Source organism: Streptomyces sp. NPDC102467 (assembly GCF_044765445.1).
Taxonomy (GTDB): Bacteria; Actinomycetota; Actinomycetes; order Streptomycetales; family Streptomycetaceae; genus Streptomyces.
Window position 1 is genome coordinate 54,226 of the sequence record NZ_JBIWKA010000016.1, and the last position, 24,197, is coordinate 78,422.

Genomic DNA, 24,197 nt, shown 5'->3' on the forward strand with positions numbered 1-24,197 from the left:
CTCTGAAGTTCCTCAACTCTGCTTTGGCCGCGTACGGGTCCGGGCATCCCCCTGTCACGCCCGCTCGGGGCGCCCCTCGGGGGACTCGGGGGATTCGGGGGAAGAGAGAGGAGGGCCGGTGATGGGAGCAGTGATCATCATGGTGGTCTTCGTAGCACTGGCCGTCGCCATCGTCGTCCGAACGGTGAAGGCGGGCGGGCGTGGCCGCCCGCGTACGTCGCTCAAGAAGGGTTCACGTGGTTCGCGGGGCAGGAGCAGCAGTTGGTGGGCCGGAGGCACCGCCGGGGGTGGTGGCGTCGTCGGCGGCTCCTCGTGTTCTTCCGGCTCGTCGGGTCATCACGGCGGTCACCACTCGTCGTGCGGCGGCGGTTCCTCGTGCGGCGGTGGCAGCTCCTGCGGGGGCGGCTCGTCGTGCGGGGGCGGCGGGGGCGGGTGCGGCGGCGGGAGCTGACGCGGAGTCCGGAACATGCGGCCCGCACGGAGGGGACTGACACGGGGCAGTTCCGGTCCGCGCGGGCCGTACGCGTGTTCCCCTTGACGCCCGACGGGTGGTGCGTCGAGCGCGAAAGCTGACCGTGGCAGTTGAACAGTTGAACTGTGGAGCCCTCGGGGGGATGGAAACCCTCCGAAGTTGGGTAAAAACGCTGTGAGGGCGCCGCCGCCCATGATTCCCTTCTATCCGTCAACGCAGCCCTCGTACTACGTACTCAACGCGTCGCGTGGGCACGAGCCGGTCCCATTGACGTAGCCGGCCCCACCTCCCTTTTGCGTGCTAGCGGAGCCGACCCATGCTCACGACCCTGAACACCGCCTACACCGACACGAGTGCGACCGATCTGGCCTGGACCCTGGGCCGCGAGCCGCTCCCCGCGCTCGCCACCCTCAACCTCGAACTTGCTGGCGCCAAGCTCCAGTTGAGGCTCCTTGGCGCCTCCCACCAGGTACTTCTTGAGGAGGACCACGGCAGCTGCTCGGAAACCGTCGCCTGTATCCCAGGCAGCAGCACCCCCCTTCCGCTCGGCGTCGCCAAGCGCGTGGGCGACTGGGAGTACGAATTCGCGGCCCGCGTCGAGAACTTGACGCCAGGTCAGTTCGCCGGACGAGCCCAGGAGCTGCTGGCCCTGGTCGCCGACCATCCGAACGGACTTGCGGGCGTCTTCCCCGGCAGCCCGCACGCCTTCACGGCGATGCTCGCCCAGCGCCACGAGGGCCAGGTGCAGTGGCGCACCTGGCACGCCTATCCGCAGGACGGCCAACTCGTCGCCACCCGCAGCCGGGTGGGCGTACGGATGCCGGCCGCCGCCCTGTGAGCCACGGCGGCGGGGGCGGTCAAAGTATGCGCGCGGTGCGCCGGGACCACACGTGTGGGTGACGAGATGGAGTCGGAGGGTGACGTAGCGTTCCAGTCGTGATCGAACCGCACGTGTCCGCCCCGCCCTCGGGCTCCGGTCCCCGGCCCGTGGGCGAGCGCGGCCGGGCCCCCCTCCCGGTGAAGCCGGGAACCGGCCGGTTCCTGGTGCTCGTCTGCGTCTTCGTCTGCGCGGCCTGCGGACTCGTCTACGAGCTCGAACTGGTCGCGCTCGCCTCGTATCTGATGGGCGACTCGGTCACCCAGGCCTCCGTCGTGCTCTCCGTCATGGTCTTCGCGATGGGCCTCGGCTCGCTCGCCGCCAAGCGTCTGCGGCCGCGCGCCGCCGCCGGGTTCGGCCTGGTCGAGACCGGACTCGCGCTCGTCGGCGGCTGCAGTGCGATGGCGCTCTACGCGATGTTCGCCTGGACCGGCGGCTGGCACGGGGCGTGGTCCGACGGCCCGCGCTGTCTGCTGGTGGCCTTCTCGCTCGGGATCGGCGTCCTGATCGGCGCGGAAGTGCCCCTGCTGATGGTGCTCATCCAGCGGATCAGACGCCAGGACGCGAGCGGCGCCGTCGCCGACCTGTTCGCGGCGGACTACGTGGGCGCGCTGGTGGGCGGCCTCGCCTTCCCCTTCCTGCTGCTGCCGATGTTCGGGCAGCTGACGGGCGCCCTGCTGACCGGCGCGGTGAACGCGGTGGCGGGGGGCGCACTCGTACTCGGCCTGCTCCGGCGGGATCTGAGCGTGCGGGCCCGCCGGCTGCTGCTCATCGCCAATCTCACGGTACTGAGCCTGCTCGCCGCCGCCTGGATCCTCGTCGACGACTTCGAGCGGGCCGCGCGGCAGGCCGTGTTCGGGGCGCACGTGCGGGTCGCCGAGCGGACCGATGTGCAGGAGGTCGTGCTGACCGGGGGCGGGCGGGGCCACCCCCTCGCCCTGTACCTGGACGGGCAGCTGCGGGTCAGCGGCCGCGACGAAGGGCGCTACCACGCGGCGCTCGTCGGCCCCGCGATGCGCGACGGACCGCACGCCCGGGTCCTCGTGCTCGGCGGCGGCGACGGGCTCGCCGCGCACGCGGCGCTGCGCTACGCGGGAGTGCGCCGGGTGGATGTCGTCGACACCGACCCCGGCGTCGTCCGCCTCGCCCGCACCGATCCCGGGCTGAGCTCGCTGAACGGGCGGTCGCTGAGCGATCCGCGGGTGCGGGTGACGACCGGGGACGTGTTCGGCTGGCTCCGGCGGGCGCCCCGGGCCGGCCCCTACGACGTGGTGATCTGCGATCTGCCGGACCCCGGCCGCGCGGACACCACGAAGCTGTACTCGCAGGAGTTCTACGGGCTCGTGGGGCGGGTGCTGAATCGGCAGGGGCGGGTGGTGGTGCACGGCGGGGTCGTGTCGGGGCGGTTCTGGACGGTGAGCTCGACGGTTCGCTCCGCGGGGTTGCGGGGGGTGGCTTATCGGGGGCGCGGTGAGGCGGGGTTCGTTCTTGCCGGGCGGGAGCGGCCCCGGGTCTCGGGCGTGCGGGTGCTGCGGCCGGTCCTGGGTTACTCCCCGTCGACATTGGTGCGCCCGCGCTATGGCTACCCCTCGCCGTAGGGGCCGTGGTCTCGTCGCCGGGTGCGCCCCGGTGGGGCTGGTCGCGCAGTTCCCCGCGCCCCTGGAGCATGCGGCTCCGCCGCAGCCCCATGGGGCGCACTGCGTGCGCCATCTCAGAGGGCGCACGCAGTGCGCATCTCAGGGGCGCGGGGAACTGCGCGACCAGCCCCCACCGGGGCGCGGCCCACGACGAAACCGGGCCCGCGCCACAACAACCCCGCGCCCGCGGCGAGGCGAACCAGTACCCGCACAACCGACGGAGTCGCTAGGCTCGGGTGGCATGGAGCATGAGGTGTTCGTTCCGGTTCTGGCCGAGTCTCTTCGGGCGGTGCTCTGCGACCCCCTTCGCGTGGCCCGGGCCCTGCCCGGGTTCCAGCGCGACGCGGCGGGCGACGGAGGGCGCCTCAAGGTGCGTATCGACGGGCACACCATCACGTACCGCGGCACGGTCCGCGTCGTGGAGGCGGCCGACGGATCGTTCGCGGTCACCGGCGAGGGGACCGAGGCCCGCGGTACGGGAGGCGTGAAGTTCGCGCTGACCGCCCGTGTCGCCGCGGCCGACGGCGGCTCCGCGCTCACGTTCACCGGCACAGGATCGGGTGACGGCCGGGTGGCCGAGTTCTCGCAGGAGGCCGTGGAGTCGGCGGCCCACCGGCTGCTGAACCGTTTCGCGGGCAATCTCGGAGCGGCGGGCCAGGAGCCCGGCTCGGAGGAGCCCGACGACGACTCCGAGCCGGAGTCCGGGCTCGACTCCGATCTCGACTCCGCCGACGAGACCGATGACGAGCCGGGGCGCGGGTCCGTGTACGGGGCCGAGGTGCCGCCGCCCTCCCTCGACCCGTCCGAACACATCGAGATCGACATCGACATCCACGAGGACGCCGAGGCGGCGGACCGCGCCGAGGGCGGCACCGGGGAACTTCCATCCGAGCCCGCCGCCGCGCACGCCCGCCGCACGATGATCGGCCGCAGCGCCGAAGAGGTCGACCACGCGCCGCCGCGCGGCCGGTACGCCCCGATGCCCGCGCCGGAGGGCGTCACGGCCGGCGCCACCCTGCGCTGGGCCGCACCCGCCGCCGCCCTGGCCGTCGCCTCCGCGATCGTCGTCGGCCGGGCCCTGCGCAGGCGGCAGTAGCCGACCGACATCCAGGGCCCTTCTGGCGGATTTCCGCGGCGTCACGACGCCCGGCACGCCCCCTCACCGCACGGCGTGAAGGGACAGGTGGCTCCGCCACATGACCCTTCACGCCGCACTCCCCCAGCCTCCGGCCGGGGGGACCCCCAGCCCACGCTTCCCCAAGCTCTCAACTCCGTTCGAGCAGGGGAGACCCCACTACGCCGCTCCTTCTCCCACGGAAATCCGCCAGAAGGGCCCTAGGCTCTGGCCTCGTGACGACAAAGGAAACGACGCTGACCGCGGGTGACGCGGAAGTGACGGTGGCGCCGGGCAACGGCTGCCGGGTGAGCAGCTTGAAGATCGCCGGTACGGAACTGCTGCGCCAGGGGGAGCGGTACGGCTGCTTCCCGATGGTGCCGTGGTGCGGGCGGACCAGGGACGGCCGGTTCCGTAACGGCGGGCACGTCCACCAGATGCCGCTGAACTCGCCGCCGCACGCCATCCACGGCTTCGCCCGCGACGCCGAGTGGACCACCGCGCGCGCCGGTGCGGCCGAGGCCGTGTTCACGTACGACCTCGCCGAGCCCTGGCCCTACACCGGGCGCGTCACCCAGATCGTCGCCCTCACCGAGGACTCGCTGACGCTGAGCCTCGGCATCGAGACGTACGGCGACTCGTTCCCGGCGCAGGCCGGCTGGCACCCCTGGTTCAACCGGCGCCTCGGGAACACCGCCGGGAGCGACGTACAGATCGACTTCACGGCCGCCTGGCAGGAGGAGCGCGGCGACGACCACCTGCCCACCGGGCGGCGCATCGACGTACAGCCCGGCCCCTGGGACGACTGCTTCGGCATGCCCGACGGTGTCGACGTGACGCTGACCTGGCCCGGCGCCCTGGAAGTGAACGTCAAGAGCCGCGAGCAGTGGGCCGTCGTCTACGACGAGCAGGAGGCGGCCGTGTGCGTGGAACCGCAGACCGGGCCGCCGGACGGGCTCAACACCCTGCCGCGCCTGGTCACCCCGGTGGAGCCCTTGGAGGCCAGCACCACCTGGTCATGGCGGCGCCTTTAAGCTCGTAGCCATGACGACGAACGACGTGCGCGACGCGCTGCTCCAGCAGATCAAGGACAAGGCCGTGGTGCACGGCAAGGTGACGCTCTCCTCCGGCCTGGAGGCCGATTACTACATCGACCTGCGCCGCGTCACCCTCGACGGCGAGGCCGCCCCGCTGGTCGGGCAGGTGCTGCTCGATCTGACGAAGGACCTGGAGTTCGACGCCGTGGGCGGCCTGACCATGGGCGCCGACCCCGTCGCCGGCGCGATGCTGCACGCGTCCGCCGCCCGCGGCAAGCGGCTCGACGCGTTCGTCGTCCGCAAGGCCGCCAAGGCGCACGGCATGCAGCGCCAGGTGGAGGGCCCCGAGATCAAGGGCCGCCGCGTACTCGTCGTCGAGGACACCTCCACCACCGGCGGCTCCCCGCTGACCGCCGTCGAGGCGGTCCGCGCGGCGGGCGCCGAGGTCGTCGGCGTCGCGACCATCGTGGACCGGGCCACGGGCGCCGCCGAGAAGATCACCGAGGGCGCCGGAGTGCCGTATCTCTTCGCCTTCGGCAAGGACGAGCTCGGCCTCGACTAGAGCCCGGCCCGAGCCCGGTCACCGGCCCTCGCACGCCATTCGCACAAGTCTGGAAAGATGGGGGCGACGATGACGTCACCCCATGGTGCTTGGTGAGGGTCGGACCACCGGTCGAGACACCAGAACAACCCAAACCCGCAATCGCGTGCTTCACGAGGAGTCGGCAGATGGCCATCGCAACCCCGGATCAGTACAACGAGATGCTCGACCGGGCCAAGGCGGGGAAGTTCGCCTACCCGGCCATCAACGTCTCGTCGACGCAGACCCTCAACGCGGCCCTGCAGGGCTTCGCCGAGGCGGAGAGCGACGGCATCATCCAGATCTCGACCGGTGGCGCCGAGTACCTGTCGGGCCAGGGCGTCAAGGACATGGTCGTCGGCGCCCAGGCCCTCGCCGAGTTCGCGCACATCGCCGCCGAGCGGTACCCGAACAAGATCGCGCTGCACACCGACCACTGCCCCAAGGGCAAGCTGGACGGTTACGTGCGCCCGCTGCTCGACATCTCCGCCAAGCGTGTCGAGGCCGGCGGTCTCCCGCTGTTCCAGTCGCACATGTGGGACGGCTCGGCCGAGACCCTCGACGACAACCTGAAGATCGCCCAGGAGCTGCTCGCCAAGGCCAAGGCCGCGAACATCATCCTGGAGATTGAGATCACCCCGACGGGTGGCGAAGAGGACGGCGTCTCGCACGAGATCAACGACAACCTCTACACCACGGTCGACGACGCGGTGCGCACCGTCGAGGCGCTCGGCCTGGGCGAGAAGGGCCGCTACCTGCTGGCCGCCTCGTTCGGCAATGTGCACGGCGTGTACAAGCCGGGCAACGTCGTGCTCCGCCCCGACCTGCTCGCCGAACTGAACGAGGGCATCGCCGCGAAGTACGGCAAGCCGGCCGGCTCCAAGCCGTTCGACTTCGTCTTCCACGGCGGCTCGGGCTCCTCCCTGGAGGAGATCCGCACCGCGCTGGAGAACGGTGTGGTGAAGATGAACCTCGACACCGACACCCAGTACGCGTTCACGCGGCCGATCGCGGGCCACATGTTCGTGAACTACGACGGCGTCCTGAAGGTCGACGGCGAGGTCGGCAACAAGAAGACGTACGACCCCCGCGTGTGGGGCAAGAAGGCCGAGTCGGGCATGACCGCCCGCATCGTCGAGGCCTGCGAGAGCCTGCGTTCGACGGGCACCCGCATCAAGTAGTCCGTTCCAGCCCGTGTGCGGGCCCGGCGCTCCCCGCGAGTGCCGGGCCCGTCGCATGCCCGTACCGACCAGGGAGCAGATCACCGTGCGCTACGACTTCGACACGCCCGTCGACCGGCACGGCACCTGGTGCGTGCAGTGGGACGGCATCACGGACCGTTTCCCGGTCGCGGATCTGCTGCCGTTCACCATCTCCGACATGGACTTCGCGTGCGCGCCCGAGGTGCTCGCCGCCCTCAACGCGCGGATCGCGCACGGGGTGTTCGGCTACACCGACTGGCGCAACGAGGATTTCCTGGGTGCGGTACGCGACTGGTTCCGCACCCGGTACGGCGCCGACGTGGACACGGACCGGCTCGTGTACGCCCCCTCGGTACTCAACCAGATCACGCAGTTGCTGCGCATGTGGACACAGCCCGGTGACGGCGTCGTCACGCACACGCCGACGTACGACGGTTTCCGCAAGGCGATCAGTGGTCTCGGGCGCGAGCTGCGCGCCGTCGCGGTCGACGACTGGGCAGGTCTGGAACGGGAGTTGGCCCGCCCGGACAGCCGCGTGCTCGTCCTCTGTTCGCCGCACAATCCGACCGGGCACGTCTGGACGGACGCCGAGCTGCGCCGCCTCGCGGACCTCGCGCGGAGCTACGACGTGGCGGTGATCAGTGACGAGATCCACGCCGACCTGACGCACGACGGATACCGGCACCTGCCGTGGACGGCGTACGCCGACGGGGTGCGCTGGGCGCTGGTCACCTCCGGCAGCAAGTCCTTCAACTTTCCCGCACTGAGCGGGAGTTACGGGTTCATCGGTGACCCGGACGACCATGCCGAGTTCGTCCGGCGGATGGGCCACGACGAGGGCCTCGAATCCCCGGCCGTGCTGGCGCTCACCGCGCACATCGCCGCGTACCGCGAGGGCGGCGCGTGGCTGGACGCCCTGCGCGCGTACACGTACGGCAATCTGCGCCTGCTGGAGGAGCGGCTCGACGCCGCCTTCCCCGAGCTCAAGTGGCGTACCCCGCAAGCCGGTTACCTCGCGTGGATCGACCTGCGCCCGCTCGGCGTCACCGCCGACGAAGAGCTGCAGCGCATCCTCGTGGAGCAGGAGAAGGTCGCCGTCATGCCGGGCGGAACCTACGGGGCGCCCGGCTTTCTGCGGCTGAACGTCGGCTGCCCGCGCGCCAAGGCGGAGGCCGGGATCGACGCGATCGTGCGGGCCCTGCGCACCCTCACGGGGCGTGACTGATCGCCCACGTGGAGCCCGGCCACCCGCATGACGCAAACTGGAACCCATGAGCCTTCACGAGAACCTGCTCGGGGGACCGCCCCCGACCCACCTGCCCGACGACCCGGAGCCGCGCGAGCTGCTCGCGGCCGGCACGCCCCCGGCGGACGTCGCCGGTAAGTACCCGACCTCCTCGCTCGCCTGGGCGCAGCTCGCCGACGAGGCGTTCGAGCGGGGCAGCGTCGTCGAGTCCTACGCGTACGCCCGCACGGGCTACCACCGCGGCCTGGACTCGCTGCGGCGCAGCGGCTGGAAGGGCCACGGGCCGGTGCCGTGGGAGCACGAGCCGAACCGCGGCTTCCTGCGTGCCCTGCACGCCCTGGCCCGCGCGGCCGGCTCCATCGGCGAGCAGGAGGAGTACGAGCGCTGCTCGCAGTTCCTCAAGGACTCCTCCCCGGCGGCGGCGCAGACCCTCGGCTAGTCCCGTACCGCGTGCAAGGCCCGCCCGTGATCGGGCGGGCCTTGCCGTTTGGGGGCACGATTGTGAAGGATGCGAGGCGGGGACCGGGGCCCCGTGCCGGTAACGGCAGGGCGGACCGCTACCCGGAGTACATATCAGGAGACAGCGATGTCCCACGACGCGGATCATGGAGCGGACACCACCGCAGCACCGCATCTCGACTTCGCGGGCACCACGCCCTACGAGGACTACGTCCAGGCCGATGTCCTCACCCACCTCCAGCACCTTCGCTCGGACGACCCCGGCGAGATGGTCTTCCTGGTGACGACCCAGGTCATGGAGTTGTGGTTCACCGTCATCGTGCACGAGTGGGAGACCGCGGCCCGCGCTCTCGCCGCCGACGACGTCCCCACCGCGGTGGCCGCGCTGAAGCGGTCCGTACGCGAGCTGGACGCGCTGAACGCCTCGTGGCGGCCGCTGGCGCAGCTCACCCCGGCCCAGTTCAACTCCTACCGGTCCGCTCTCGGCGAGGGTTCCGGGTTCCAGTCGGCGATGTACCGGCGCATGGAGTTCCTGCTCGGCGACAAGTCCGCGTCGATGCTGGTGCCGCACCGCGGCGCGCCCCGCGTCCACGCCGAGCTGGAGAAGGCGCTGCACGAGCCCAGCCTCTACGACGAGGTGCTGCGGCTGCTCGCGCGGCGCGGCCACGACGTGCCGCTGGCCGTCCTCGACCGTGACGTGTCGCAGCGCTACGAGCCCTCGCCCCGGGTGGAGGCCGTCTGGACGGCCCTGTACGCCGGTGACGAGAGCGCCGAACTCGCGCGTCTCGGGGAGGCGCTGACGGACGTCGCCGAGCTGGTGTGGCGCTGGCGCAACGATCATCTGGTGGCCACCCGCCGTGCCATGGGCGCCAAGACCGGCACCGGTGGCTCCGCCGGTGTGGCGTGGCTGGAGAAGCGCGCGCAGAAGAACGTGTTCCCCGAGCTGTGGACGGCGAGGTCCCATGTCTGACCTGTACGAGCGCGCGCGTGAGCTGGACGGCGCGGACCGACTGGCCGGTGTGCGGGACGACTTCGTCTTGGACGACACGGTCTATCTCGACGGGAACTCGCTGGGCGCGCTGCCCGCGAACGTCCCCGGGCGGCTCGACGACGTCGTGCGGCGCGAGTGGGGACAGCTGCGTATCCGCTCCTGGACCGAGTCCGGCTGGTGGACGGCGCCCGAGCGGATCGGTGATCTGATCGCCCCGCTGGTGGGTGCGGCACCTGGCCGGATCGTGGTCGGCGACTCCACAAGTGTCAATGTCTTCAAGGCACTTGTGGGTGCTGTGCGCCTCGCGGGGCAGGGGCGGGACGAGATACTCGTCGACGCGGCCACCTTCCCGACGGACGGCTACATCGCCGCGTCCGCGGCCCGTATGACGGGGTGCTCGGTGCGGGCGGTGGCGCCGGGCGAGGTGCCGGACGCCCTCGGCCCCCGTACGGCGGCGGTCCTGCTCAACCACGTCGACTACCGCACGGGACGGCTGCACGACCTGCCGGCGCTGACGGCGGCGGTCCGCGCGGCGGGCGCCGTGAGCGTCTGGGACCTGTGCCACAGCGCGGGCGCGCTGCCGGTCGGGCTCGACGAGCACGGGGTCGACCTCGCGGTCGGCTGCACGTACAAGTTCCTGAACGGCGGCCCGGGTTCACCCGCCTACCTGTACGTGCGCGGCGAGCACCAGGCGGCCTTCGACTCGCCGCTGCCGGGCTGGAACTCGCACGCCGAGCCGTTCGGGATGCGGCCGGAGTACGAGGCCGCGGACGGCGCGCCGCGGGGGCGTGTCGGGACGCCGGACATCCTGTCGATGCTGGCCCTGGAGGCGGCGCTCGCGGTGTGGTCGCGGCCGGACGTCTCCGTCGCCGCGGTCCGCGCCAAGTCCCTCGCCCTGACGGACTTCTTCCTGGAGTGCGTCGAGCGTTACGTACCGGAGGGGCGGGTGCAGCCGGTGACCCCGGCCGCGCACGCCGAGCGGGGCAGTCAGGTGGCGCTCGCCTGCGACGACGCGGGTGAGGTCATGGACCGGCTCATCGCGGCGGGCGTCGTCGGTGACTTCCGGGCGCCGGATGTGCTGCGGTTCGGGTTCACGCCGCTGTATCTGGGGTTCGCGGAGGTGGAGCGCGCGGCGCGGGTGCTGGCCGAGACGCTCACGTAGCGGTGTCCGTTACGTAGACGCCTGCCTCGGCCGCTGCCATCGCGGCGGCCACGGCTCGGGCCGCGTCCGCCTCGGTGGGCGCGGTCCCGGCCGTCAGCAGGCGGTAGTACAGCGGGGCGGACACCGCCCGGACGACTTCGGCGGCGTCGGTCCCCGCGGGCAACTCGCCCCGGGCGACGGCCTCTTCGACGGCCGGTGCCCACTCCGTGACGCGCACCTCGTAGAACTGCCGCAGCGCGTCGGCCGTCCGCGCGTCACAGGTCGCCGCCGCGATCACCGCCCGGAAGAGCGGGCCCTGCCGGGCGTCCGCCAGCGTCTTGCGTACGAGCAGCGCGTTCGCGGTCAGGTCGCCGTGGAGCGAGCCGGTCGCCGTGCGCGGCAGCGAATCCTGCGCCATCTGCGCGAGCAGGTCGGCGACCAGGCCGGTGGGCGAGCCCCAGCGCCGGTACACCGTGGTCTTGCCGACGTCCGCGCGGCGTGCGATGTCGGCCAGGTCGAGCCGGTCGAAGCCCTGCTCGGCCAGGACGTCGCCGGCGGCGTCGAGCACCGCGGCACGGACACGGGCGGTGCGGCCGCCGGGACGGAGCGTGCCGGGTTCGGGTTCGCTGCTCATGAGAGCCAGGGTAACGGCACAGCAGGACCGTTTATTCGGTCACTGTGCGTGTCAGCGCACGTCACCGGCCTGGTAGCGTCCGCTTACCGCTGATTCCCCACTGGTTCCCACTGGTTCACTCCGGTTCCCCAGTGGTTCGCGCAATTCCATTGCGACGTCGAGAGGTTGGAGCATGCCGGACGAAGCCGCCGCGCGCGCCGAGGCGGAGGAGGCATCGGCCTTCTCGCACCCCGCCGTCCCGCCGGACGTCACCGCCGCGTACGGCGATCACCCGGATCAGGTCATCGACTTCTACGCGCCCCGCAACGGTGCGACCGCGGCCCCGCTGGTCGTGGCCCTGCACGGCGGCGCGTGGCGGGCGCCGTACGACAGAGAGCACCTGAGCCCCTTCGCCGACTTCCTCGCCCGGCGCGGTTTCGCCGTCGCCAACGTCGAGTACCGGCGCGGCAGTTCGCTTCCCCATCAGGGCGCCGACGGGCCGGTGGCCGGACGCTGGCCGGAGACCTTCGACGACGTGGCGGCCGCGCTCGACGCGCTGCCCGCCCTCGTCGCGGAGCGGCTGCCGACCGCGGACGCGCGGCGCACCGTCATCACCGGGCACTCGGCGGGCGGCCACCTCGCGTTGTGGGCCGCGGCCCGCAACGTACTGCCCGCGGACTCGCCGTGGCACACCCCGGCCGCGCCCGCGCTGCGCGGCGTCGTGGCGCTCGCCCCCGTCGCGGACCTCGCACTCGCGCAGAAACTGGGGGTGTGCGGCGGCGCGAGCGCCCAACTGCTCGGCGGTGAGGGTGACTTGTTCGAGGCGCGGCGCCCGTACGCCGATCCGGCGGAGCTGCTGCCCACCGGCATCGCGACGACCCTCGTCCAGGGCCGCGCGGACACGACGGTGCCCTTCGCGGTCGCCGAGTCGTACGCGGACGCGGCGGCCAGGGCGGGCGAGGTGGTCGGCGTCACATTCCTGGAGGGGGTCGGACATTTCCCGCTGATCGACCCGGCGGCGGACGCCTGCGCGGTGGTCGCGGAGGAGATCGCGCAACTGGCCTGGTGAGAGGCCGCGCGGGCGCCGCGTAGTACTCACGGCGGACGGGCAGGACCCGTCTGACTGGGGACGACCCGGGCCCGGCCCTGCCCGTACCGTCGAGGCATGACCGAGACGACCACCACCGGTGGGGCTCCGAGAGACCGCAGCCCCGAGTTCAGCCTCGCGCAGTCGGCGCTGGGAGGGCTGCGCGAGGACCTGTTCCGGGACGTGCGGGCCTATCGTCCGCTGCCCCGGGCGGCCGCGGACGGACCCTGGGCCCGGCTGTTCCCGGACCGTCTGCGCGAGCGCCTGGGCCTCTTCCCGCACGCCGTGGTGCTGGGCCTGGCCCTCTTCACGCTCCTCGTGGGCATGCTGTCCGCCGGCCCCTACAGCGACGGGGTCCTGCAAGTGCTGGTCGGGCTGACAGCGGCGGTGCCGGTGGCGCTCACCCTGCTGCGGCCGGTCCTCGCCTTCTGGCTCTCGTTCGCGGCGGCCCCCGTGCTCGTCGTGCTGACCAGCGGCGACCTCTACCCCTGGTCGGGCGCCAGCATCCTGGGCCACACGGTCGTGATGATGGTGGTCGCGGCGCGCACCCGGCCGCGCACGGCGGCCTGGATGTGGGCCCTCAGCGCGGTGTACTCGGTGCTCGCCGGGGAGCTCATGGGAGGCCTGGACTCCGGCGTCTCCGTCCCGATGCTGATGTTCTCCGGCGTCGCGGTCGCCATCGTCACCCTGGTCCAGGTCAACCGCACCACCCAGCGCCAGGTCGTCCAGGAGCGTACGGTCACCGCCGTCGAGCGGGACAAGCGCACGCTGCTCGAAGAGCGCACCAATATCGCCCGCGAACTGCACGACGTGGTCGCGCACCACATGTCCGTGGTCGCGATCCAGGCGGAGGCGGCGCCGTACCGCGTCGAGAACCCGCCGCCCGAGCTGGAGCAGGCGTTCGTCACGATCCGGGAGAACGCGGTGGCGGCGCTCACCGAGCTGCGCCGGGTCCTGGGCGTCGTACGGGCGGAGGATTACGAGGCACCCGAGGCCCCGCAGCCCACGCTCGCCGACCTCGACAAGCTCCTGGAGAACGTGCGGGACGCGGGCCTGACCGTCACCAAGGCCGTGACGGGCGCGGTCCGCGAGCTGCCGCAGGGCGTCGAGCTGTCGGCCTACCGGATCGTGCAGGAGGCGCTCAGCAACACCCTGCGGCACGCGCCGGGCGCGGACGCGGCGGTCGAGGTCTCGTACGTCCTCGGCGGCATCGGCCTGCGCGTGGTCAACGGCAGGCCGAACGCCCTGGCGAAGCCCTCGCCCGGGGCCGGGCACGGCATCACCGGCATGCGCGAGCGCGTCTCGATGCTCAGCGGCGAGATGACGGCGGGCCGCACGGCCGACGGCGGCTACGAGGTCATGGTCTTCGTGCCGGTCGCCGCGCAGATCCCGGAGCAGCGCGAGCAGACCGACGTGACCAGCGACGACACCAGCGGAGCGGGCGCATGATCAAGGTGCTGATCGCCGACGACCAGATGATGGTGCGCGAGGGGTTCTCGGTCCTTCTCGGCGCGATGCCGGACATCGAGGTCGTCGGCGAGGCGGTCAACGGGATCGAGGCGGTCGCCAAGGTCCGCGAGCTCCGTCCCGACGTGGTCCTCATGGACATCCGCATGCCGGAGCTGAACGGCATCGAGGCGACCCGCGAGATCGTGGCCGCCGACGAGGGCGCGAAGGTCCTCGTCCTGACCACCTTCGACCTCGACGAGTACGTGTACCAGGCGCTGCGCGCGGGCGCGTCCGGCTTCCTCCTCAAAGACGCCTCGGCCCGCCAACTCGCCGACGGCGTACGGGTGGTGGCGAGCGGCGAGGCGCTGCTCGCGCCGTCGGTCACCCGCCGCCTGATCACCGAGTTCTCCAAGCTGTCGGAGATTCCGAAGCTCTCCGCCGTCCAGCTGTATCACTCATCGGCTTCGCCGGGGGCAGGCGCGTACGGCGAGCTGACCGACCGCGAGACGGAGGTGCTCGTCCTCATCGCGCAGGGCCTGTCGAACGCGGAGATCGCCGAGCGGCTCGTGGTCGCCGAGTCGACGATCAAGACGCATGTCAGCCGGGTCCTGGTGAAGCTGGGGCTGCGCGACCGTACGCAGGCGGCTGTCTTCGCGTACGAGGCACGTCTGGTCACACCGGGGTGACCAGGACTAACGTCCCCGCATGGAAGCCAACGCGGCCGTCTCCGCCTTCGATCCGTGGTCCCCGGCCTTCGTCGCCGACCCGTACCCCGCGTACGCGGCGCTGCGCGAGGCCGGCCGGGTCCACTGGTTCGAGCCCACGCGCCAGTACCTGATCCCGCACCACGCCGACGTCTCGGCGCTCCTGCGCGAGCGCCGGCTCGGCCGCACCTATCAACACCGTTTCGCGCACGAGGAGTTCGGCCGCACCGCGCCGCCGCCCGAGCACGAGCCGTTCCACACCCTCAACGACCACGGCATGCTCGACCTCGAACCGCCGGACCACACCCGCATCCGCCGCCTCGTCTCGAAGGCGTTCACCCCGCGCACGGTCGAACAACTCAGGCCGTACGTGGAGAAGTTGGCCGGTGAACTGGTGGCCGGCCTGGTCGCGGACGGCGGCGGCGACCTGCTCACCGCGGTCGCCGAACCGCTCCCGGTCGCGGTCATCGCGGAGATGCTCGGCATCCCGGAGTCCGACCGCCCCCTCCTGCGCCCCTGGTCGGCGGCGATCTGCGGCATGTACGAGCTGAACCCGCCGGAGGAGACGGCGCGCGCGGCGGTCCGCGCTTCGGTCGAATTCACCGAGTACCTACGTGAGTTGATAGCGCGGCGGCGGGCGCACCCCACCGCCACCGACCTGATCTCCGGCCTGATCGCGGCGCACGACGAGAACGACGACCGGCTCACCGAACAAGAGATGATCTCGACCTGCGTACTGCTCCTGAACGCCGGGCACGAGGCCACCGTCAACTCCACCGCGAACGGCTGGTGGGCCCTGTTCCGCCATCCCGCCCAGCTGGCGGCGCTCCGCGCGGACCACACCCTGATCCCCGGCGCCGTCGAGGAGCTGATGCGCTACGACACCCCGCTCCAGCTCTTCGAACGCTGGGTGCTCGACGACATCGAGGTCGCGGGCGTCACGATCCCCCGGGGCTCGGAAGTGGCCCTCCTCTTCGGCGCGGCCAACCACGACCCGGCGGTCTTCCCCGACCCGGCCCGCCTCGACCTGACCCGCGCCGACAACCCCCACATCTCCTTCAGCGCGGGCATCCACTACTGCATCGGCGCACCCCTGGCCCGTATCGAACTCGCCGCGTCGATGCGGGCGTTGCTCACGCAGGCGCCCACCCTGAGGCCGGCGGCGGAACCGTCCCGCAAACCGAACTTCGTGATCAGGGGCCTGGAGGGCCTGCCCGTCGAGCTCTGAGCAGCCGGTGCAGCAGGGCCCCGGCCAGCGCCCCGGCGCCGACGCCGCCGATCAGGCACAGGGGCAGGTCGACGACGAACACCCGCCAGTCCGGGCCCTGCTCGAACCGGTTCACCCGCCCCTGCGCCCGCCCCCACCAGACCGCGATCCCGGCCCCGAGCCCGACGAGCGCGGCGAGGCATCCCGCGGCGGCTTGCGTGCGTTGTCCCATGCAGGGACGGACGTGTGATCGCTGTCGACGGTTTCATGACGGCAGCGCACACAGCAGGGCACCATGGCGGTTATGCCAGAGCGCACGATGTCCGAGACGTCGCCGATGTCCGTGGAGGAGTTCGAGAAGATCGCCGCGTTCTCCGCCGAGGAGACCGAGGCCGCCAGGTTGGAGTTCATCAACGAACGGATCGGGATCAAGGGGGCGAGGGACGGGAATCACAGTGAGCTCGTCATGTGGTTGATCCGGCGGTGCATGCAGGCACGGCCGGAGTTCGGCCTCACTCCCACCCTGGGACTCAAGGTCGAGGCATACCGCAGGGGCCGGGCCGAGCCCGACGGCATGCTGGCTCCGGTGGACCATTTCGTCGGCCGGGGGCACTGGGCCGACGCCGAAGGTGTCCTGATGACGGTCGAGATCACCTCGTACGACTCCGACACGCACGCCCGGGACCGGGTGGAGAAGCCCGCCGCCTACGCCGAGGCGGACATCCCCGTGTACCTGCTGGTGGACCGGGACGCCGGCGCGATCGTCGTGCACAGCAACCCGGACCCGGAGCACTCCCACTACCGCGACACCCACACGGCTCTCTTCGGCGAGCGCGTCCGGCTGCCCGGTCCGGTCGGGATCGAGCTGGACACGGAGCAGCTCAAGCGGTACGTCCGCTGACGCGTGTCAGGTCGACAGATCCCGGCGGCGCAGCCCCGCAAGGCCCGCCGCCACCAGCCCTGCCGCGAGCAGGGTCAGGGCCAGCACCGGTGTCCATGCCATCTCCCCGCCCGGCAGCTTCGGCAGATGCCCGTACGGGGACAGGTCCAGCACCGCCTGCGGCACCTTCAGCGCCGGGCCGATCCAGCCGAGCAGCAGCGCCGCTCCCGCCGCGCCCCACGCGGCCGGCGCGGCCCGCGGGGCGATGCCGTACAGGAGGACCGCGATGCCGCCGAGTGTCCAGATCGCCGGGAGTTGCACCAGGCACGCCCCGATGAGCGGCCCGGCGTCCTGGCCGTAGCCGATCGCCAGGCCGAGGCCGCCGAGCAGCATGATGAGCGCCGCTCCGGCGAAGGCGATCACCAGGTGGCCCGCGGCCCAGCCGAGCCGCCCGACCGCGTTGGCGAGGATCGGCTCCGCCCGCTGCGAGGTCTCCTCGCCGTAGAGGCGCAGGACGGACTGGACGACGTACAGCGCGGCGATCATCCCGAGCATCCCGGCCATCGTGGCGAGGAAGGCGTCGGTGATGCCGGAGCGGCCGCCCATCCGCTCGATGATGTCGATCGTGTTCCGGTTGTCGCCGACGAGGTCGGTCGCCCCTTCGGCCATGGCGCCGAAGACGGCACCGGCCGCGAGGAACCCCATCGACCAGCCGGCCAGGCTGCCCCGCTGCAGCCGCAGCGCCAGCGCACCGGCCGTCCCGAGCCGCCCGTGCGCGGGCCCCGGCCGGCTCGGCAGGAAGCTCATGCCGAGGTCGCGCCGCCCCGCAAGCTCGTACGCCGCCGCGCCCTGCACGGAGACCGCCGCGACGAACAGGAGCAGCACCCACCAGCGCTCACCGGCGAACGACCGTACGTGCTCGACCCAGCCGATGGGCGAGAGCCAGGTCAGCGGCGACGAACCGGCGCCGGCCCCCGAGTCGCCGGCCGCCCGCAGCACGAACGCGGCGCCGAGCAGCGCCGCCGTCACGCCCCGCGCGAGCCGCGCGCTCTCCGTGAACTGCGCGACGATCGCCGCCGTCGAGGCGAACACCGCCCCGGCCCCGCCGACCGCGAGCCCGAACGCGAGCGCCCCCGCGCCGCCCTGCGCCGCGAGGCCGAGGGTGAGCAGCGACGCCAGTACGCCGTCGGCCACCAGGGCCGTGAGCAGCGCGGCGGTCAACGGCGCGCGGCGCCCCACCATCGCCGACGAGACCAGTTCCTGACGCCCGCTCTCCTCCTCGTCGCGGGTGTGCCGCACGACGATGAGCAGGCTCATCACGGCGGCGAACACCGCGGCGAACGTGCCGATGCGCCACGCGGTGAGCGCCCCCAGCGAGTCGGCGAAGACGGGCCCGTACAGGGCGCGCATCGAGCCGTTGGTGTTCATGGTGCGCACGACGTCGGCGCGCTCGGCGGCCGTGCCGTACACGCTGCCGAGCGACTTCGGCATGGACAGCACCATCAAGGCGATGATCGCGACCCAGACCGGGATCAGCACGCGGTCGCGGCGCAGGGCGAGCCTCAACAGGGTTCCTGTGCCCGCCAGTTGATGCCCGCCGCCGGTCCGCGCGGCGAACCGGGCGTCGGACACCCCGGGTACGAGGGCGGTCATCGCGACACCGCTTCCTTCCGCGCGTGCGCCGCGTCGTCCTGGTAGTGCCGCATGAACAGCTCCTCCAGGGTCGGCGGCGTGCTGGTCAGCGACCGCACGCCCGACGCGGTCAGTGCCCGCAGCACGGCGTCCAGCTCGCCGGTGTCGACCTGGAGCCTGACCCGGTCGCCCCGTACGTCGAGGTCGTGCACGCCCGGCAGCTCCGCCAACCCGCGCGGTGTGCCCGCCAGTTCGGCGACGACGCTGGTCCGCGTCAGATGCCGCAGCTGCGCGAGCGATCCGCTCTCCACGGTGCGGCCCTTGCGGATGATGCTGACGCGGTCGCACAGCTCCTCGACCTCGCTGAGGATGTGCGACGACAGCAGCACCGTCTGCCCGCGCTCGCGGGCCGCCTCCTCGACGTACGACTGGAAGACGCCCTCCATCAGCGGGTCGAGCCCGGAGGTGGGCTCGTCCAGGATGAGCAGATCGATGCCGGACGCGGCGAAGGCGGCGACCAGCGCGACCTTCTGCCGGTTGCCCTTGGAGTACGTGCGGCCCTTCTTGGTCGGGTCGAGCTCGAAGCGCTCCAGGAGCTCCGCCCTGCGCGCCGCGTCCAGGCCCCCGCGCAGCCGCCCGTACAGGTCGATGACCTCGCCGCCGCTGAGATTGCGCCACAGGGTGACGTCGCCGGGGACGTAGGCGACCTTGCGGTGCAGGTCGACGGCGTCGGCCCAGGGGTCGCGGCCGAGCAGCTGGGCGCCGCCGGAGTCGGCGCGCAGCAGGCCGAGCAGTACCCGGATGGTGGTGGACTTCCCCGATCCGTTCGGGCCGAGGAAGCCGTGCACCTCACCGGCCTCGACGTCCAGGTCGAGGCCGTCCAGCGCGTGCGTCCTGCCGAACGACTTGTGCAGTCCGGAGACCGTGATCGCCTTCGTCATGTTTTCGAACGTACGCTGAGTTCACAAACTTGTGAAGTTAATGAAGCGTATAAACTCGCGGTTGGGGGTGACGGCTGTGGGAGACGGCTGTGGGTGTCGCAGGGGAGATGATCAGGACATGAGCAAGGAAGCCGGACGCACGCAGAGGGCCGACGAGGCAGAGGGGGCCGACGGGACGGTCGTGGCCGCCCGCTTCGTCGAGCGGTTCGCGGGCCAGCTCGTCGAGGCCGGCCTGCCCCGGATGCCCGCGCGGATCTTCGCGGCGCTGCTCTCCTCCGAGGCGGGCGCGCTCACCGCGGCCGAACTGGGGGAGCGGCTGCAGGTCAGCCCCGCCGCGGTGTCCGGGGCCGTGCGCTATCTGACGCAGGTGCACATGGTCACCCGGGAGCGGGAGCCCGGGACGCGCCGCGACCTGTTCCGGGTGCACGGGAACCAGTGGTACGAGGCGCTCGCGAGCCGCGACAGCGTCCTGAAGCGCTGGGTCGACGCGCTGACGGACGGCATCGAGAGCCTGGGCCCCGACTCCGAGGCGGGCAGACGCCTCGGCGAGACGCTGGCGTTCTTCGAGTTTGTCCAGACCGAGCTGGGCGGCCTCATGGAGCGCTGGCGGGCGCACCGCAAGACGCTCGGCCTGGACTGAGGCCGAGGACAGAGCCCGGAGACCGAGCCCGAGACCGAGCCCGGAGCGGGGTTCACGGAAGCACCAGGCCCCACGCTCCCGTCCGCACCGTCCAGGTCCGGCTGCGTACCGGGCCGCCGATGGTCACCGCGTCCGCCCGGTACCGGAAATCCTCGCCGGAGACGGTGACCGAACGGGCCTGTGCGCGCAGCGGCGCCGTGCCCGGCGCCGCCTGCCGGACCTCGACGCGCGCGAGGCCCGTGCCCGTGGCGGGTGCCACCGAGACGCCCTCCACCGGCTGGTCGAGGTCGATCAGCGTCTCACCGTCCACCTCGACCCGCAGCCGCGCGGGCGCCCCGGACTCCAGGGTCGTGCCGCGCGCGGGCCGCGCCGCGAGCGTGCGCACCAGGGAGCGGCACGTCCGCAGCCAGGGCGGCCCCGCGCCGAGCAGTCCGGCATGTGGCGCCGCGACCGGCGGTATCCGCAGTTCGCCGAGCACCACCCCGTCGCTCTCGTCCACGAGCAGATCGAGCCGGTGCTCCGATCCGTCCAGCGCGGCCCGCGCCGCCGCCACGGTTCCTGTGGGAACTCCGAGCGATCGGGCGAGCGACACCGCGCCGCCCACGGGGATCATCGAGAGCACCGCTCCGGCCAGCTCTCTCTCCCGGTGCAGCAGGGTCACCGCGCGGAGCAGCGCCCGGTCGTCGCCGATCACCACGGGGCGCCTCGCACCCCGTCTGGCCAGCGCTTTCGCGAATTCCTCCGGCCCTTCGGGCAGGCACACCTTGACGGTCGCGCCCGCGCACAGCACGTCCTTGGCGATGCGCACGGACTCCCCGTCCACGCGCCGCGCGAGGGGGTCCACGAGCACCAGAACCTGCCGCGACAGCCCCTCGTCCGCCCGGTCAGATCGATGGTCCAAAGCCGCCACCTCGGCCGTGCCTCGCTTCCTCGGGTAGCATCTTTGTGCAAGAGCCCCTTGCGCTATTGCGCCAGGGGCTTGGTCTATTCCGGGGCACCCCAAGGCTTCCGCATTCATCAGTGGCTGCGGCCCCTGACCTTGGACATGCCCCGACCGGAAGGGGTGTACGCCTGTGCCCGCACTTGTGCTGCTCGGTGCTCAGTGGGGTGACGAAGGCAAGGGAAAGGCCACCGATCTGCTCGGTGGATCCGTGGACTATGTAGTGCGCTATCAGGGCGGCAACAACGCCGGCCACACGGTTGTCGTAGGCGACCAGAAGTACGCGCTGCATCTCCTCCCTTCCGGGATCCTCTCGCCGGAGTGCACGCCGGTCATCGGCAACGGCGTCGTCGTCGACCCGTCGGTCCTGCTCTCCGAGCTGAGCGGTCTGAACGAGCGCGGCGTCGACACGTCCAAGCTCCTGCTCAGCGGTAACGCGCACATCATCACGCCGTACAACGTGACCGTCGACAAGGTGACGGAACGCTTCCTCGGCAAGCGCAAGATCGGTACGACCGGCCGCGGTATCGGCCCGACGTACGCGGACAAGATCAACCGCGTCGGCATCCGCGTCCAGGACCTCTACGACGAGTCGATCCTCACCCAGAAGGTCGAAGCGGCCCTCGAGGGCAAGAATCAGCTCCTCACCAAGGTCTTCAACCGCCGCGCCATCGAGACGCAGCAGGTCGTCGAGGAGCTGCTCGGCTACGCGGAGCAGATCAAGGGATACGTCGCCGACACCACCCTGATCCTCAACAAGGCGCTCGACGAGGACAAGGTCGTGCTCTTCGAGGGCGGCCAGGGCACGCTCCTCGACATCGACCACGGCACGTATCCCTTCGTCACGTCGTCGAACCCGACCGCGGGCGGCGCCTGCACGGGCGCCGGCGTCGGCCCGACGAAGATCAGCCGGGTCATCGGCATCCTCAAGGCGTACACGACGCGCGTCGGCGCCGGCCCGTTCCCGACCGAGCTGTTCGACGAGGACGGCGAGGCGCTGCGCCGCATCGGCGGCGAGCGCGGTGTGACCACCGGCCGTGACCGTCGCTGCGGCTGGTTCGACGCGGTCATCGCACGCTACGCGACCCGGGTGAACGGTCTCACCGACTTCTTCCTCACCAAGCTCGACGTCCTCACCGGCTGGGAGCAGATCCCGGTCTGCGTCGCCTACGAGATCGACGGCAAGCGCGTCGAGGAACTCCCGTACTCGCAGACCGACTTCCACCACGCGAAGCCGGTCTACGAGATGCTGCCGGGCTGGTCGGAGGACATCACTAAGGCCAAGACCTTCGCGGACCTCCCCAAGAACGCGCAGGCGTACGTGAAGGCGCTGGAGGAGATGTCCGGCGCCCCCATCTCGGCGATCGGCGTGGGCCCCGGCCGCACCGAGACGATCGAGGTCAACTCGTTCCTCTAGGCGACTTGTTCGCCGCGCCGTTCGCGCCCCGGTCCGCTTCGGCGGGCCGGGGCGCGGCTGTTGCCGGGGCCTCAGCCGGACTTGTCGTACGTCAGGACCTGTTCCTTGCCGGCCGAGTCGATCATGACGCGGCGCAGCTGGCCCGTGGACAGGATCGTGATCGTGCTCGGTTTGCCGGGTGTGCAGGCGGCGGCCGGCTCGGCGACCACCGGGTCCGTGTCGCCGATCCGCAGGGTGGAGTCCGTCGCCGACGTCAACCCGCCCTGGAACACGCAGTGGTAGGGCTCCCCGTTGGGCTGCGTGCCGTCGGCCGTCATGGACAGGACCGTGTCCCCCGGGTTGCCCTGCTGGAGGACGATGCGGCGCGGATGGTGCCCGCGTTCGTTGTCGATCGCGCCCGACCACGTGCCCAGGTACTTCGTGGGGATCTCGCCCGCGCTCGACGGCTGGGTCTGCTCCGATTCGGTGGACGGCGGGGGCGTCGTGGGCGTGGGCGTCGGCGAATCCGGGCCCGGCTGGACCGGGGCCGTGGGGGACGGTGACTGCTTGCCGTCCTGGGCCGTCGCGTCGGGCTTGCCGTCGTCCTTCATCAGGGCGTAGACCGAACCGCCCGCGCCGAGAGCCACTATCAGGGCGACCGCGATCAGCGCCGCCGTGGAGCGGTTCCCGCGCCGGGGCTCCTGCTGCGGGGCGACGAGGGGCGGGACGCCGGGGCCGTAGGGCGGGGTCCCGCCGTAACCGCCGTGCGGATAGCCGTAGGCGGGCGGGTAGCCGTACGCCGGTGGATTGTGCGCCGGTGCGGGAGGGGGCGTGGGTGCCGGGGCCGGGGCCGCGGGCTCCTGGCCGACCACCATCGTGGGCAGATGGCCCAGTTGAGCGGCGCCCGGCTTCCCGGGCGGCGGCACGGGGCTCGGCGGCTCCTGCTCCCGTGCCTCCTGTTCCGGGTCCTCGGAGTCCAGCAACTGCACGGCGTGGCGGCCCAGTTGGGCGACGAGCGCACCCGGCAGCCACGGCTCGCGGGTGCGGCCGCCGTCGCCGAGGGTGTCCTCGGCGTCGGTGCGCTCCAGGATCTCCGTCGGCGAAGGACGCTCCCCCGGCTCTTTGCGCAGGCAGTCCCGGACGAGATCCTGCAAGCCCTCCGGGAGGTCGGCGAGGTCGGGCTCCTCCTGGGCGATGCGGAACATCTGGGCGTGCACCCCGCTGTTGGACGCGCCGAAGGGCAGCGCGCCCGTCGCCGCGTACGCCAGGACAGAGCCCAGGCAGAACACGTCGCACGCCGGGGTGATCCGGTCGCCGCGCACCTGCTCGGGCGCCATGAATCCGGGCGAGCCGATCAGTACGCCGGTGCGGGTGAGGCCGCCGTCGGTGACGGTCTCCAGGGCGCGCGCGATGCCGAAGTCGATGACGCGCGGGCCGTCGATGGTGACCAGCACGTTCGACGGCTTGAGGTCGCGGTGGATCAGCCCCGCGGCATGGATGTCCTTGACCGCGTGCGCGAGGCCGGCCGCGAGGATGCGTACGGAACGCTCCGGCAGCGCGCCGTAGTCGTGCGAGACGACCTGCTGCAGGGCCGGGCCCGCGACGTATCCCGTCGCCACCCACGGGATCTCCGCGTCGGTGTCCGCGTCGAGCACGGGCGCCGTCCACGCGCCGCCGACCCGCCGCGCCGCCCGCACCTCCTGCCGGAACCTGGACCTGAACTCCTCTTGTTCCGCGAGCTCCTGGCGGACCAGCTTCACCGCGACGGTGCGCCCACGCTCCGAACGCGCCAGGTACACCTGCCCCATGCCGCCCGCGCCGAGCCGGCCCAGCAACCGGTACGCGCCGATGTGCTGCGGATCCCCCGGCCCCAACGCCTCGAGTCTCTCCATGTCGCGCCACCCTCCCCCGTACGTGACCCACAAATCGAGAATAGTGCGGCTATACGACAG

General features: G+C 72.0%; 23 protein-coding genes. 17 read left to right on the forward strand and 6 right to left on the reverse strand.

The genetic code is table 11. The features are described 5' to 3' along the window. Window positions 1–788 precede the first annotated feature (788 nt). The 10 genes from ACIREE_RS30670 to kynU all read left to right on the forward strand — a co-directional run bounded on the left by ACIREE_RS30670 (window position 789) and on the right by kynU (window position 10,777). On the forward strand, window positions 789–1,310 hold the full coding sequence (locus ACIREE_RS30670) for a DUF2617 family protein (protein WP_404159249.1): 522 nt from the start codon (window positions 789–791) through the stop codon (window positions 1,308–1,310). 98 nt (window positions 1,311–1,408) lie between these two features. Further along, window positions 1,409–2,947 carry a polyamine aminopropyltransferase gene (locus ACIREE_RS30675; protein ID WP_404159252.1) on the forward strand — a complete coding sequence of 513 codons (1,539 nt, stop codon included), beginning with the start codon at window positions 1,409–1,411 and terminating at the stop codon, window positions 2,945–2,947. 280 nt (window positions 2,948–3,227) lie between these two features. Next, window positions 3,228–4,082: an SRPBCC family protein gene (locus ACIREE_RS30680; protein WP_404159255.1), complete on the forward strand. Its 855-nt coding sequence runs from the start codon at window positions 3,228–3,230 to the stop codon at window positions 4,080–4,082. A 254-nt stretch (window positions 4,083–4,336) separates the two neighbouring features. Next, window positions 4,337–5,134 (forward strand): aldose 1-epimerase, encoded by a 798-nt coding sequence (locus ACIREE_RS30685; protein ID WP_404159258.1) that lies wholly within the window; start codon window positions 4,337–4,339, stop codon window positions 5,132–5,134. Window positions 5,135–5,144: 10 nt separating this feature from the next. After that, a complete protein-coding gene (gene pyrE / locus ACIREE_RS30690) occupies window positions 5,145–5,699 on the forward strand; it encodes an orotate phosphoribosyltransferase (RefSeq protein WP_404159261.1) in 555 nt (184 codons plus the stop codon). Between the two features lie 167 nt (window positions 5,700–5,866). Then, window positions 5,867–6,898 carry a class II fructose-bisphosphate aldolase gene (fbaA, locus tag ACIREE_RS30695; RefSeq protein WP_404159263.1) on the forward strand — a complete coding sequence of 344 codons (1,032 nt, stop codon included), beginning with the start codon at window positions 5,867–5,869 and terminating at the stop codon, window positions 6,896–6,898. Between the two features lie 55 nt (window positions 6,899–6,953). Beyond that, entirely contained in the window at window positions 6,954–8,144 is a 1,191-nt protein-coding gene (locus ACIREE_RS30700) for a MalY/PatB family protein (RefSeq protein WP_404159266.1), read from the forward strand. A gap of 46 nt (window positions 8,145–8,190) precedes the next feature. After that, window positions 8,191–8,604 (forward strand): DUF3151 domain-containing protein, encoded by a 414-nt coding sequence (locus tag ACIREE_RS30705; RefSeq protein WP_404159269.1) that lies wholly within the window; start codon window positions 8,191–8,193, stop codon window positions 8,602–8,604. Window positions 8,605–8,751: 147 nt separating this feature from the next. Continuing rightward, complete coding sequence (locus ACIREE_RS30710; RefSeq protein ID WP_404159272.1) at window positions 8,752–9,594, forward strand: tryptophan 2,3-dioxygenase family protein; 843 nt, start codon at window positions 8,752–8,754, stop codon at window positions 9,592–9,594. Beyond that, the gene (kynU, locus tag ACIREE_RS30715; protein WP_404159275.1) at window positions 9,587–10,777 is read left to right on the forward strand and encodes a kynureninase; all 1,191 of its coding nucleotides are present in this window, start codon (window positions 9,587–9,589) and stop codon (window positions 10,775–10,777) included. Before ACIREE_RS30710 ends, kynU begins: the two co-directional genes overlap by 8 nt. On the opposite strand, the gene ACIREE_RS30720 is transcribed toward kynU, so the two are convergent. Beyond that, window positions 10,770–11,390, reverse strand: a complete 621-nt coding sequence (locus ACIREE_RS30720; RefSeq protein ID WP_404159278.1) for a TetR/AcrR family transcriptional regulator — start codon at window positions 11,388–11,390, stop codon at window positions 10,770–10,772. The genes kynU and ACIREE_RS30720 overlap by 8 nt on opposite strands. 172 nt (window positions 11,391–11,562) lie before the next feature. On the opposite strand from ACIREE_RS30720, the gene ACIREE_RS30725 reads away from it, so the two are divergent. From ACIREE_RS30725 to ACIREE_RS30740, 4 genes are all read left to right on the forward strand, one after another. Continuing rightward, entirely contained in the window at window positions 11,563–12,438 is an 876-nt protein-coding gene (locus ACIREE_RS30725) for an alpha/beta hydrolase (protein ID WP_404159281.1), read from the forward strand. A 96-nt stretch (window positions 12,439–12,534) separates the two neighbouring features. After that, window positions 12,535–13,905, forward strand: coding sequence for a sensor histidine kinase (locus tag ACIREE_RS30730; RefSeq protein ID WP_404159284.1), 1,371 nt, complete (start codon window positions 12,535–12,537; stop codon window positions 13,903–13,905). Then, window positions 13,902–14,591, forward strand: coding sequence for a response regulator (locus ACIREE_RS30735; protein ID WP_404159287.1), 690 nt, complete (start codon window positions 13,902–13,904; stop codon window positions 14,589–14,591). Before ACIREE_RS30730 ends, ACIREE_RS30735 begins: the two co-directional genes overlap by 4 nt. 19 nt (window positions 14,592–14,610) lie before the next feature. Continuing rightward, the gene (locus tag ACIREE_RS30740) at window positions 14,611–15,837 is read left to right on the forward strand and encodes a cytochrome P450 (RefSeq protein WP_404159290.1); all 1,227 of its coding nucleotides are present in this window, start codon (window positions 14,611–14,613) and stop codon (window positions 15,835–15,837) included. Here ACIREE_RS30740 and ACIREE_RS30745 read toward each other — a convergent pair. After that, window positions 15,803–16,048, reverse strand: coding sequence for a hypothetical protein (locus tag ACIREE_RS30745; RefSeq protein ID WP_404159292.1), 246 nt, complete (start codon window positions 16,046–16,048; stop codon window positions 15,803–15,805). The genes ACIREE_RS30740 and ACIREE_RS30745 overlap by 35 nt on opposite strands. A gap of 63 nt (window positions 16,049–16,111) precedes the next feature. Between ACIREE_RS30745 and ACIREE_RS30750 the strand changes: the two genes are divergently transcribed. Then, window positions 16,112–16,717 carry a Uma2 family endonuclease gene (locus tag ACIREE_RS30750; RefSeq protein WP_404159295.1) on the forward strand — a complete coding sequence of 202 codons (606 nt, stop codon included), beginning with the start codon at window positions 16,112–16,114 and terminating at the stop codon, window positions 16,715–16,717. A gap of 6 nt (window positions 16,718–16,723) precedes the next feature. Here the strand turns inward: ACIREE_RS30750 and ACIREE_RS30755 are convergent, their stop codons facing one another. Continuing rightward, the gene (locus ACIREE_RS30755; RefSeq protein WP_404159298.1) at window positions 16,724–18,349 is read right to left on the reverse strand and encodes an ABC transporter permease; all 1,626 of its coding nucleotides are present in this window, start codon (window positions 18,347–18,349) and stop codon (window positions 16,724–16,726) included. Then, entirely contained in the window at window positions 18,346–19,269 is a 924-nt protein-coding gene (locus tag ACIREE_RS30760) for an ATP-binding cassette domain-containing protein (protein WP_404159301.1), read from the reverse strand. Before ACIREE_RS30760 ends, ACIREE_RS30755 begins: the two co-directional genes overlap by 4 nt. 118 nt (window positions 19,270–19,387) lie before the next feature. Between ACIREE_RS30760 and ACIREE_RS30765 the strand changes: the two genes are divergently transcribed. Next, window positions 19,388–19,909, forward strand: a complete 522-nt coding sequence (locus ACIREE_RS30765) for a GbsR/MarR family transcriptional regulator (RefSeq protein ID WP_404159302.1) — start codon at window positions 19,388–19,390, stop codon at window positions 19,907–19,909. A gap of 52 nt (window positions 19,910–19,961) precedes the next feature. Here ACIREE_RS30765 and ACIREE_RS30770 read toward each other — a convergent pair whose 3' ends face one another. Continuing rightward, a complete protein-coding gene (locus ACIREE_RS30770; protein WP_404159304.1) occupies window positions 19,962–20,810 on the reverse strand; it encodes a diacylglycerol kinase in 849 nt (282 codons plus the stop codon). A 172-nt stretch (window positions 20,811–20,982) separates the two neighbouring features. Between ACIREE_RS30770 and ACIREE_RS30775 the strand changes: the two genes are divergently transcribed. After that, window positions 20,983–22,266, forward strand: a complete 1,284-nt coding sequence (locus tag ACIREE_RS30775; protein WP_404159307.1) for an adenylosuccinate synthase — start codon at window positions 20,983–20,985, stop codon at window positions 22,264–22,266. A 71-nt stretch (window positions 22,267–22,337) separates the two neighbouring features. Here ACIREE_RS30775 and ACIREE_RS30780 read toward each other — a convergent pair whose 3' ends face one another. Further along, window positions 22,338–24,137, reverse strand: a complete 1,800-nt coding sequence (locus ACIREE_RS30780) for a protein kinase (protein ID WP_404159310.1) — start codon at window positions 24,135–24,137, stop codon at window positions 22,338–22,340. Between the last annotated feature and the right edge of the window lie 60 nt (window positions 24,138–24,197).

Bases quoted from the DNA above. Each gene is read 5' to 3' on its own strand.
- ACIREE_RS30670 (WP_404159249.1), top strand. From the start codon at position 789: ATGCTCACGACCCTGAACACCGCCTACACCGACACGAGTGCGACCGAT.
- ACIREE_RS30680 (WP_404159255.1), top strand. From the start codon at position 3,228: ATGGAGCATGAGGTGTTCGTTCCGGTTCTGGCCGAGTCTCTTCGGGCG.
- pyrE (WP_404159261.1), top strand. From the start codon at position 5,145: ATGACGACGAACGACGTGCGCGACGCGCTGCTCCAGCAGATCAAGGAC.
- fbaA (WP_404159263.1), top strand. From the start codon at position 5,867: ATGGCCATCGCAACCCCGGATCAGTACAACGAGATGCTCGACCGGGCC.
- ACIREE_RS30700 (WP_404159266.1), top strand. From the start codon at position 6,954: ATGCCCGTACCGACCAGGGAGCAGATCACCGTGCGCTACGACTTCGAC.
- ACIREE_RS30705 (WP_404159269.1), top strand. From the start codon at position 8,191: ATGAGCCTTCACGAGAACCTGCTCGGGGGACCGCCCCCGACCCACCTG.
- ACIREE_RS30710 (WP_404159272.1), top strand. From the start codon at position 8,752: ATGTCCCACGACGCGGATCATGGAGCGGACACCACCGCAGCACCGCAT.
- kynU (WP_404159275.1), top strand. From the start codon at position 9,587: ATGTCTGACCTGTACGAGCGCGCGCGTGAGCTGGACGGCGCGGACCGA.
- ACIREE_RS30720 (WP_404159278.1), bottom strand. From the start codon at position 11,390: ATGAGCAGCGAACCCGAACCCGGCACGCTCCGTCCCGGCGGCCGCACC.
- ACIREE_RS30725 (WP_404159281.1), top strand. From the start codon at position 11,563: ATGCCGGACGAAGCCGCCGCGCGCGCCGAGGCGGAGGAGGCATCGGCC.
- ACIREE_RS30730 (WP_404159284.1), top strand. From the start codon at position 12,535: ATGACCGAGACGACCACCACCGGTGGGGCTCCGAGAGACCGCAGCCCC.
- ACIREE_RS30735 (WP_404159287.1), top strand. From the start codon at position 13,902: ATGATCAAGGTGCTGATCGCCGACGACCAGATGATGGTGCGCGAGGGG.
- ACIREE_RS30740 (WP_404159290.1), top strand. From the start codon at position 14,611: ATGGAAGCCAACGCGGCCGTCTCCGCCTTCGATCCGTGGTCCCCGGCC.
- ACIREE_RS30745 (WP_404159292.1), bottom strand. From the start codon at position 16,048: ATGGGACAACGCACGCAAGCCGCCGCGGGATGCCTCGCCGCGCTCGTC.
- ACIREE_RS30750 (WP_404159295.1), top strand. From the start codon at position 16,112: ATGGCGGTTATGCCAGAGCGCACGATGTCCGAGACGTCGCCGATGTCC.
- ACIREE_RS30755 (WP_404159298.1), bottom strand. From the start codon at position 18,349: ATGACCGCCCTCGTACCCGGGGTGTCCGACGCCCGGTTCGCCGCGCGG.
- ACIREE_RS30760 (WP_404159301.1), bottom strand. From the start codon at position 19,269: ATGACGAAGGCGATCACGGTCTCCGGACTGCACAAGTCGTTCGGCAGG.
- ACIREE_RS30765 (WP_404159302.1), top strand. From the start codon at position 19,388: ATGAGCAAGGAAGCCGGACGCACGCAGAGGGCCGACGAGGCAGAGGGG.
- ACIREE_RS30780 (WP_404159310.1), bottom strand. From the start codon at position 24,137: ATGGAGAGACTCGAGGCGTTGGGGCCGGGGGATCCGCAGCACATCGGC.